10 protein-coding genes and 3 pseudogenes are annotated in these 8,982 nt (G+C 59.7%); 4 read left to right on the forward strand and 9 right to left on the reverse strand.

Translation table 11 applies throughout. The features are described from left to right. On the forward strand, window positions 1-369 hold a 369-nt coding region (locus KCR01S_RS23105), incomplete at its 5' end, for a GNAT family N-acetyltransferase (RefSeq protein WP_061285214.1). A 153-nt stretch (window positions 370-522) separates the two neighbouring features. Here the strand turns inward: KCR01S_RS23105 and KCR01S_RS25255 are convergent. The 9 genes and pseudogenes from KCR01S_RS25255 to KCR01S_RS25260 form a co-directional block, all read right to left on the reverse strand. Next, window positions 523-1,709, reverse strand: a pseudogene (locus KCR01S_RS25255) (IS3 family transposase); the annotation flags it as partial. A gap of 155 nt (window positions 1,710-1,864) precedes the next feature. After that, a complete protein-coding gene (locus tag KCR01S_RS23120) occupies window positions 1,865-2,827 on the reverse strand; it encodes a zinc metalloprotease HtpX (RefSeq protein WP_004152113.1) in 963 nt (320 codons plus the stop codon). Continuing rightward, window positions 2,814-3,302 carry a phosphate-starvation-inducible PsiE family protein gene (locus KCR01S_RS23125; protein WP_004152114.1) on the reverse strand — a complete coding sequence of 163 codons (489 nt, stop codon included), beginning with the start codon at window positions 3,300-3,302 and terminating at the stop codon, window positions 2,814-2,816. The genes KCR01S_RS23120 and KCR01S_RS23125 overlap by 14 nt, the downstream gene beginning before the upstream one ends. Window positions 3,303-3,416: 114 nt before the next feature. Beyond that, window positions 3,417-3,563 (reverse strand): annotated as a pseudogene (locus tag KCR01S_RS25735) (phosphate-starvation-inducible PsiE family protein); the annotation flags it as partial. A 237-nt stretch (window positions 3,564-3,800) separates the two neighbouring features. Continuing rightward, window positions 3,801-3,998, reverse strand: coding sequence for a hypothetical protein (locus KCR01S_RS23130; protein WP_004152115.1), 198 nt, complete (start codon window positions 3,996-3,998; stop codon window positions 3,801-3,803). Continuing rightward, on the reverse strand, window positions 3,998-6,793 hold the full coding sequence (clpK, locus tag KCR01S_RS23135; RefSeq protein ID WP_004152116.1) for a heat shock survival AAA family ATPase ClpK: 2,796 nt from the start codon (window positions 6,791-6,793) through the stop codon (window positions 3,998-4,000). The genes KCR01S_RS23130 and clpK overlap by 1 nt, the downstream gene beginning before the upstream one ends. Window positions 6,794-6,898: 105 nt before the next feature. Continuing rightward, entirely contained in the window at window positions 6,899-7,468 is a 570-nt protein-coding gene (gene hsp20 / locus KCR01S_RS23140; RefSeq protein WP_004152117.1) for a small heat shock protein sHSP20, read from the reverse strand. A 34-nt stretch (window positions 7,469-7,502) separates the two neighbouring features. Then, window positions 7,503-7,784 carry a helix-turn-helix domain-containing protein gene (locus KCR01S_RS23145; protein ID WP_061285215.1) on the reverse strand — a complete coding sequence of 94 codons (282 nt, stop codon included), beginning with the start codon at window positions 7,782-7,784 and terminating at the stop codon, window positions 7,503-7,505. Window positions 7,785-8,027: 243 nt separating this feature from the next. Then, window positions 8,028-8,291, reverse strand: coding sequence for a hypothetical protein (locus KCR01S_RS25260; RefSeq protein WP_061285216.1), 264 nt, complete (start codon window positions 8,289-8,291; stop codon window positions 8,028-8,030). Window positions 8,292-8,305: 14 nt separating this feature from the next. Between KCR01S_RS25260 and KCR01S_RS25265 the strand changes: the two genes are divergently transcribed. The 3 genes and pseudogenes from KCR01S_RS25265 to KCR01S_RS24715 all read left to right on the forward strand — a co-directional run. Then, on the forward strand, window positions 8,306-8,569 hold the full coding sequence (locus KCR01S_RS25265) for a transposase (protein WP_004118209.1): 264 nt from the start codon (window positions 8,306-8,308) through the stop codon (window positions 8,567-8,569). Further along, a pseudogene (locus KCR01S_RS25270) lies at window positions 8,526-8,630 on the forward strand (transposase domain-containing protein); the annotation flags it as partial. The gene KCR01S_RS25265 and the pseudogene KCR01S_RS25270, both read left to right, overlap by 44 nt. Before the next feature lie 184 nt (window positions 8,631-8,814). Further along, window positions 8,815-8,982: IS1 family transposase (locus tag KCR01S_RS24715; RefSeq protein ID WP_032288874.1), on the forward strand; the 168-nt coding region annotated here is incomplete at its 3' end.

Raw genomic sequence — 8,982 nt, forward strand, 5'->3', positions numbered from 1 at the left:
CTTGGTGCAGCACGAACGTTCGTCGTTTGTAAAAGAGACACTAAACAGGTTGTCGGTTTTTACTCTCTGGCCACCGGCAGCGTTAACCACGTGGAAGCAATGGGAAGCCTCAGGCGCAATATGCCAGATCCAATTCCCGTAATCATACTTGCTCGCCTGGCAGTTGATGTTTCATACCGTGGCCAAGGGCTCGGGGCCGATTTACTGCATGATGCAGTTCTGCGCTGTTACCGTGTAGCTGAGAATATTGGAGTCCGTGCGATTATAGTTCATGCACTGACTGAAGAAGCCAAAAACTTTTATCTTCACCATGGCTTTAAGGCATCACAAACTCAGGAACGGACATTGTTTTTAAAGTTACCACAGTGAGGTTTGAGGAAGAAAGGGGCTTGTTCGATATTTAAGATATTGATTTATAATGATTTTACCATTGAATTTAACATAATCTTTGTTATGCGCACCTGTATTGTCAGCACAAAGCGTTATTGTCGTCTCAGGGGCTGCGGATGTTTTCCTGGACTGTTATGTTGTGATCCCAAGATGCTGCCGGTACTTCACAGGACTCATTGCACCTAATGATAGCTTGATACGTTTCTCGTTATACCAGCGTATGTACCTGTCCAGGAAGCAGATAAATTTTTCCAGCGTGATACCCGCCCAGTCTCTGCCATAGAACATTTCGTTTTTGATACGCCCGAAGAAGCCTTCACACGCAGCATTATCCGACGAGCATCCTTTGCGCGACATGGACCTTATAAGTCCGGAGGTGTTGATACGCTCGAGCCAGCCCGGCCACCGGTAATGGCCACCACGATCGCTGTGTATCACTGGTTTATCATGTTCGTTGAGCGTATCGAGTGCGTCATCGAGCATCGTATTCACCAGCGTCGCGTCCGGGCGTGTTCCTATCGACCAGCTTACAACCAGGCCATCAAAGCAGTCGATAACCGGCGACAGATAGACTTTTCCAGCCGGAAGCTGGAACTCCGTAATATCGGTCAGCCACTTCTCATTTGGCCTGCAGGAACTAAAATCCCAAGCGAGTAAATTTTCCGGTGCCGGGCCGATTTCGCCACAGTAAGAGTTGTATCGTCGTCGCCTGGTGCGCTTAACAACGAGCTGCTCTTCTGCCATCAGTCTGCGGACAACCTTTTCAGAAATAACCCTGTTGTTACCGCGAAGCATCGCGTGAAGGCGCCGATAGCCGTAACAGCGGTAATTCTCCTCAAAGATATCGGCCATGATCACGCGTATTACCGCATACTTATCGTACAGACGTTTTGGTAAAAATAACAGCTGCGGGCAAGTTGCAGAACGCTTAGCAACTCAGCAACGGGGTACTTTTTCTTAAGGGCATCAACTATCAGGGTTTTCTCCCTGTTTTTCAGTTTCAGAAAGCTGACGCCCAGATCTTTTTTTATCAGTTCATTCGCCTTTGTCAGTATGTCACGTTCGAGCTGCAGCTGATGAATCTGCTTCCTGAGACGCTGGATTTCACCGAGTAAAGCATCCTGATTTTTATCCTGAGGGGCTGACTTTCGTTTGCGCATGGATTGATAAGCCTCGTCACTGATAAGGTCTTTCTTCCATTTGTACAGGACCGGGACGCTGACGCCTATGCTTTGTGCAACTTTACGCGCGGTTCCACGTCGGTTACAGAGCTCCCGGACGGCCTGAGACCTCTCTTCCGGGCTGAAGCATTTGTTTCGTGGGGACTGAACCAGGCTTCGATGGCGGGCAGGAACTGCCACAGCAGCATGAGTGCGGCGATGCAGCCAGTGATGACGAGCCAGCGCCGGATGAATCGATCCGGCGCCGGGCGGCTGTAGGGGTCGGGTAGGTCACGTCATTCTCCATGTTGAAATCAGCGCCAAAGGCCGCCAGTGCGCCAGCGTGGCGGACGTGGTGATACGGTCACTTCGGGGTCGAAACGGGCCGATGGAAACGGCGGCATCGCGGGCGGCGGAGCAAGTTCCAGCAAGCGCTCAATGCGTTCAGCCGTCGCTGGATGCGTGCGCAACCAGGAGGGTTCCGGATTGCCCCATCCGGGCAGCAGCCAGGCGCGCCAGGAGCGGCTCACCCGCTCGATCTTGGCGAGCGCTGAGGCCAGCCCGTGCGGGTCGCCGGTCAATTCGGCAGCGAGCCGGTCGGCGTCGAATTCGCGCACCCTGGACAAGCCCAACTGAGCCAGCAAGGCCAGCTGTGGCGCGACCGCAAGTAGAAGCAACGCGGGCCAATTGACTTCCGTGACTCCAAGCAATAGCGTTGGCAAGCTGAGCACGATCGCAAGCTGCCCCAACAAGGCCAGAAGATGGGTGAGCCGGCTGATGGAATCGGCCAAGCCCATGACACGCAAATCCTCGTTCGCAATATGCGCGATTTCGTGGCCGAGCACGCCGGTCAACTCGCGGGGCGTGAGGCTACGCAGCAGGCCGTCGGTCAGCGCGATGGCCGCGTGATGCTTCGAACCGGTGGCGAAGGCGTTGACGACCCCGCTGGGCACGTAGTGCGGTACCGGCACGGTAGGCAGCCCGGCCCGCGCCGCCAGTTCGCGCAACACAGCCCAAAGATCGGGCGCTTCATCCGGGTGCAGGGGGCGTGCGCCATACAGCCGCAAGGTCAGCCCGGAGGCGGCCGCCGGTTCAAGCAGCAGGGTGAACCCCGCAGCCGCAAGCGCCAGCCAAAGCCCGCCGTCACCCAACAGCAGGCTGCCAGCGACGGCGGCAATTCCGAGCAGGGTCAGCACCAACAGCACGGTTTGCAGGCGATTGTGCCAGCGATGCCGCGCGCCGACATTCTGCGCGTGGCGCAGATCACGACTGATCATCTGAGCTTTCCCCGGCTGTCCGGTCATCGCGCTCGCGCAGCAGCCAGTAAGTCGCCCCGAGGGCCAGTGTCGCGCCTGCAAGCGCCGCGACCTTGGCGGGGCCGGTCTCCGGGTCGAGGATTACGAATTTACGCGCCAGGGCGATCAGCCCGATCAGGATCACCGTCTTGACCTGGATGATGCTGTCGCGCCGCAAGGCCACCCTCACGATGGAATGCTTGAACTCCATGGCAATGAGCAGCGTCATGATCATGCCGAACACGGTCTGGAAGACCTTGTGATCGAGCGGATTGAATGCATCAATGATCAGCAGGCTGAAGACGATCGAGATCAGCTGCAGCAGCGAGACCACGATGATAACGGCAATGATTGCGGACAGCGCGAGCGCGATCACCTGTTCAAAGCGCTCGTAGAACGTCATCACTGCCCATTGGGCGCGAAATGTTTTGATCGGGTCTGCTTGCTTTTCCTTCATCGCCACTCCTCTCAATTCTGAAATACTTGTGCGCCCACAACTTGGTTGCACCCTCGTCTTTTTTGCCTGGTAGAGCGCGCTGTCCGCCTGCAGCATCACCTGCTCGACAGAGTGCAAACGGGGGTCAAGGAGAGCCACCCCCATGCTGGCGCTATAGCTGATCGACACCTCTCCACACACCACCGCTGTCGCCGCAGTGTCCTGACGAAATCGCTCCGCCCATACTTGGGCGCCTTCTATCGATACCGCTTCCAACAACACAGCGAATTCCTCCCCCCAATCCGGGCAGCCATGTCGGTTGCGCGAACATGTTCCCTCAACCGTGAAGCAAAGGGGTCGGTGATCACCATACGCAGCAACTGCTGCTCTATTTCCTTGCGAGAAGAGATGTCGAACAGAGTACCGACTATCAGTTGCCTGCCCGCGTCACCCAGCCATGGGCCTTGTTCCTCGAAAGTCGAGTTGCCAGAGGATCAGGTGAACAGATGGGCCGCGCCGTCACGCGAACGGATGGCCAGCGAGCGGGAGGGCAGTGCCGCCGCTGATGAGCAGTCCCCACGGCGTGGCCGACTGCTCATCACGCTTGTAGACGCCCGCGTGACCTGCGGCCACGACCGCCACCGCGATCGAGGCCAGGGAGGCTGCCCATGCCAGTGCCAGGCCGATGGGGTCGGACACGGCAGCCTCGCCCGCCATCAAGATGCGTCGCTCGCCTTCGCGGCATCCGGCTGCTCCGGCTCGGCCGGGGTCTGCGGTGGCTCTTTGCGTTCGAACACCACGCGTTCGGCCTTGTCGTCCCAGCGTGCGCTGGCGTGATCGCCCTTGCCGATACCGCCGCCGAGCATCTCGCGCGCCAGCGCAGTTTCCAGCTCGCTGCGGATCAGGCGCTTGAGTTCACGCGCACCGAACTCGGGCTTGTAGCCTTCTTCCGCGAAATGGTCGATCAGCGTCTGATCGAAAGTGAGCGTCACGCCCTGGCTGGCGGCGCTGCGCGCCACGCGATCGAGCTGCAGGCCGACGATGTGGCGGATCTCCTCCTTGCCCAGCGCATGGAAGACGATGATCTCGTCGATGCGGTTGAGGAACTCGGGCCGGAAATGGCCGCGCAGCACGTCCATGACTCCGGCCTTGGTCTTTTCGTACTCCTCGCCGGCCGCCCCGCGCGCCTTCAGCCGTCGCTGGATGATGTCCGAACCCAGGTTGGACGTGGCGATGATGATGGTGTTGGTGAAATCCACCACCCGGCCCTTGCCGTCGGTGAGGCGACCGTCGTCGAACACTTGCAGCAGGATGTTGTATACGTCAGGGTGTGCCTTCTCGATCTCGTCGAGCAGCAGCACGCTGTAGGGCTTGCGCCGCACCTTCTCGGTGAGCTGACCGCCTTCGTCGTAACCGACATAGCCCGGAGGCGCGCCCACCAATCGCGCCACGGTATGGCGTTCGCCATATTCCGACATGTCGATGCGCAACAGGGCGTGCTCATCGCCGTAGATCGATTCGGCCAATGCCTTGGCGAGCTCGGTCTTGCCCACCCCGGTCGGGCCCAGAAACAGGAAGGTAGCCACCGGTTTGCTGCCTTCACGCAGGCCGGCGCGGGACAGCCGCACGGCATCGGCCACGGCACGGACCGCCTCGTCTTGTCCCACCAGGCGCTCGTGCAGCCGTTGTTCCAAGTGCAGCAGCTTTTCGCGCTCTTCCACCGTCAACTCGTTGACCGGGATGCCGGTCAGGCGCGAGACGATCTGCGCCACGTGTTCCGCCTTGACCTCGGCACTGCCGGAGGCCCGCTCCCGCTCCCAGTCCTCGACGAGCTTCTTGAGCTCGGCCTCCTTGGCTTCGATGCGCTTCCCGAGCTCGGCGGCCTGGTCGTACTGCTTGCGCGCGGCCACGTAATCCTGTTCACGCCGCAGCTGGTGCAGTTCGGACTCCAGCTCCTGCACGGCCACCGGCCGGGCCGTGGCCGACAGCTTCACGCGCGCGGCCGCCTGGTCGAGCAAGTCGATCGCCTTGTCCGGCAGGAAGCGCGCCGTGATGTAGCGGTCGGACAACTCGGCCGCCGCGATGATCGCGTCCTCGGAGATGCTGACCTTGTGGTGCGCCTCGAAGGTGTCGCGCAGGCCGCGCAGAATCATGATGGCCTGGGCCACCGTCGGCTCGGGTACCGTCACCGGCTGGAAGCGCCGCTCCAGTGCGGCATCCTTCTCGATGTATTTCTGGTACTCGTTCAGCGTCGTGGCGCCGATCAGGTTGAGTTCACCGCGCGCCATCATCGGTTTGAACACGTTGGCCACGTCCAGCCCGCCTTCGCCACCGCCCTGGCCGGCACCGACGATGGTGTGCACCTCGTCGATGAACAAAATCAGCTCGCCCTGGTGCTCGGTCACCTCCTTCAGCACCTTCTGCACGCGCTCCTCGAACTCGCCGCGATATTTGGCGCCGGCCACCATGGCGTTGATGTTGAGTTCCACCAGGCGCTTGTCGCGCAAGGTCTCGGGCACTTCACCCGCCACCATGCGCTGCGCCAGCCCTTCGACGATGGCGGTCTTGCCCACACCCGGCTCGCCGATCAGCACCGGGTTGTTCTTCTTGCGCCGGGCCAGCACCTCGATGGTGGTTTCGATCTCCTGCGCGCGGCCGATCACCGGGTCGAGCTTGCCGTCGCGCGCCATCTTGGTCAGGTCGCGCGAGTACTTGTCGAGTTCTGGCGTGTTGGTCGGCGTCTCAGCGCGGCCATCCTCGGCGCCCTTGCCGACCACCTTGCTGACCTGTTGGCGCAGCGCCTGCGGCGTCAGGCCGTAGCGGCGCAGCAGGTTGGCGGCCAGCCCTTCGCCTTCCTCAGCCAGACCGATCAGGAAATGCTCTGGACCGACATAAGAATGGCCGAGTTCATTGGAGGCCACGAAGGCGCGGCTGAGCGCATCCTTCACGCGCGGCGACACGCCGATCTCGCCCTCGAAGGGCTTGTCCCCGCGCTTGGCCTCAGACTCGATCTGCCGCTTGAGGTCATCGACCTTGATCTTGAACTGACCCAGGATGGTCTTGACCACGTCGCTGTCGGCCAGCGCCAGCAGCAGATGTTCGGTATCCACCTCGGAGCGGCCAAATTCGGCAGCGTGTTTGGCGGCCTCCTGCAGCAAGGCTTCCGACTGTTCGCTGATGCGGCTGGCCAGCCCACTGCCGCGACGGCGCGGCGCACCCGAACCTGCGGCGGCGGGCTCGCCAAACGAGGCATCGACCACGTCATCGGTATCGGCGGCAACTGGCGTCGCGTCGTCGCCGATGCGGAAGAAGTCACTGCCGAGGAAGTCCTCGAACAGGCCGCTGCGCGAGCCGAACAAGGCTTCCAGCGGCGAAACGGTGCGCTTTTGCTGGCGCACTAATTGCCGGTAATGGTCGTCGCACAACAGCATGGTGCTGTGACGACCGTTGAGATTGGCTTCCACCCGCACGGTGGCGGGTTGGCCGCAGACCTGGCATTGTTTTCTGGCCATGCTGATGCTCCTGAGAAGGTTGACAAGGTTGAGGCGACGAGGCATCGCGAACCGCGACTCCTCGTCTCGTGCCGGGTTTTTCTTGTGACGAACGAGCCGGCGACGTCAGCCGTTGATCGGGATCGAGCGTCCCTGCTTCGGCGCGCTGACCTCGCGCTTGTCGATCGTGACCGTGAGCACCCCGTTCTTGAACGATGCTTTGATCGAATCCTGGTTGGCGTCGTCAGGCAGGTTCAAGGCACGCTGAAAGCTGCCGTAGGAGCGCTCCACACGGTGGAAGCCACCTTCCTTCTTCTCCTGTTCCTGGCGCTTCTCGCCACGCACCATCAGCACGTCGTTGTCGAGAGTGATCTGGATGTCCTTCTCCTCGACACCGGGCACTTCCAGGGCAATCTTGTACTGCTTGTCGGTTTCCTGGATGTCCAGGGCCGGCTTCAGCATGCCCGACCAATCGGATGGCCACTGCGGCATGTTCAACGCCGGAAAACCGAAGCCCCGGAATGCGTCATCGAACAGCCGGTCGATTTCCCGATGCAGTTGCAGGATCGGGCTGACTGGCCCGCTCGCCGCTGGCAGGTCATTGCGCTGCACCGGCAGGGAAGAGACGGTCTGCTGCTCTTGCTGCTCGTTCTTGAACCAGTTCCAGGGAGCCAACTTCTTGAAATCGATGTCCATGTCATACCTCCAGAAAAATTGGAAAACGAGTTACTCAAGCCCTTTGCCTGCTGTGACTGGCAGTGCGCCCAGGCGACACGGGCTGCTCGGATGACTTCTGCTGTTCACGCTTGCGCATCACCTCCTTCTTTGCTGCGGCTCGGGTCTGATCATTGATCCACTGATCGATTTCACTTTGAGGAAACCGCCACGTCCCGCCCACCTTGAAAGCCGGAATTTCCCCGTGCGCGGCGAGCCGATAAAGCGTCCGCTTGCCGACTTTCAAGTACGCAGCCAATTCATCGAGCGTGAAAATCACCTGTAGGTGCGCTTTCATCCCTGTAGGTGCGCTTTCATCTCACCCTCTCCAATCGCGTCGCTTTGCGGTTCCGGCCAAGGAAATCCTTGTAATACTTTGTAAGATATTACGCTTACCATGACAGCCTTCAAGAGTCAATGTACAGCGTTCTCCCGCCCCATTGATGCAGGTCAACTGCTCAGGCAAGGCGCAGCGGGGCGGTCTGATCAGGCAATGGACAGCGCCTGGCTCGTCAGCCTGCGTGTACCACAGGCGCCTCGATCAAACACCGATCCTCACGTTGTAGCCGAGTGCCCGCAGCCCCATGCTCGTCTGCATGTTCCTTGACGGAAACTCGTCTGGGCGCGCCCAGACGACGATTTCCCCGAGGCTGCTCAGGCTAACGTGCGGAATTGCCCAGTCGTCGCTGCGGATCGCGTTCCAGAGTCGGGCCGAAACACTTCCGTTGCCCCAGACAACGTAGTTCAACAGTATCCGTCCGGCCAACACACCTTCCCGACACCGCCGCCGAAGGCCATGGCCCATCAAGCGGATTTTCCATGCGCCCTCAGCGCCGTACCTACAGCAAATCTTTCAAGGCTCAGGTCATTCAGGAGTGTTCTGAACCCGGTGCCTCCATCGCAAACATCGCCTTGGGCTACAGCCTCAATGCCAACCTCGATCACAAATGGATTCGGCTGCCTACCCAGAAAACCACGGCTATCCAGCCAGCGTTCATCCCGTTGCCTTCTCAAATGCTCGGCGTGGGTTCGCATACTCAAGCGCGCTGCTGCGATCATGAGTTTGATCCAGTCGGCCCGTAATAATGGGCACGATCCGTATGCCTATCTCAAGGATGTGCTGACACGGTTGCCGTCCCTGTAACAGCCTGAAGTTGACCTGGGTAATCAAATACCGGTGTAGTGATTAGGAAACAGGGCTCGGATAACATCATGGCGCAGGTCACCCTGATCTTGACCCTCCATCTCCGAACAGCTTTTGTATCTTAAGTTAACGATGTCCGCTGCCGGTATTCCCTCGGGGAGTGATATCCCAGCGCGCTGTGCGGGTGGCTTCCATTTCCATCAGATGTCCTTCCTGCTCCGCTACTGAAGGCGTGGTGCGTAACGGCAAAAGCACTGCCGGACATCAGCGCTATCTCTGCTCTCACTGCCGTAAAACATGGCAGCTCCAGTTCACTTACACCGCCTCTCAGCCCGGTACACACCAGAAAATT

It is taken from the genome of Kluyvera cryocrescens NBRC 102467, assembly GCF_001571285.1.
GTDB classification, from domain to species: domain Bacteria; phylum Pseudomonadota; class Gammaproteobacteria; order Enterobacterales; family Enterobacteriaceae; genus Kluyvera; species Kluyvera cryocrescens.

Excerpts from the sequence above, each read along its gene's own strand:
- KCR01S_RS23120 (WP_004152113.1), bottom strand. The coding sequence starts at position 2,827 with ATGATCAGTCGTGATCTGCGCCACGCGCAGAATGTCGGCGCGCGGCAT.
- KCR01S_RS23125 (WP_004152114.1), bottom strand. The coding sequence starts at position 3,302 with ATGAAGGAAAAGCAAGCAGACCCGATCAAAACATTTCGCGCCCAATGG.
- KCR01S_RS23130 (WP_004152115.1), bottom strand. The coding sequence starts at position 3,998 with ATGGCGGGCGAGGCTGCCGTGTCCGACCCCATCGGCCTGGCACTGGCA.
- clpK (WP_004152116.1), bottom strand. The coding sequence starts at position 6,793 with ATGGCCAGAAAACAATGCCAGGTCTGCGGCCAACCCGCCACCGTGCGG.
- hsp20 (WP_004152117.1), bottom strand. The coding sequence starts at position 7,468 with ATGGACATCGATTTCAAGAAGTTGGCTCCCTGGAACTGGTTCAAGAAC.
- KCR01S_RS23145 (WP_061285215.1), bottom strand. The coding sequence starts at position 7,784 with ATGAAAGCGCACCTACAGGTGATTTTCACGCTCGATGAATTGGCTGCG.
- KCR01S_RS25260 (WP_061285216.1), bottom strand. The coding sequence starts at position 8,291 with ATGGGCCATGGCCTTCGGCGGCGGTGTCGGGAAGGTGTGTTGGCCGGA.
- KCR01S_RS25265 (WP_004118209.1), top strand. The coding sequence starts at position 8,306 with ATGCGCCCTCAGCGCCGTACCTACAGCAAATCTTTCAAGGCTCAGGTC.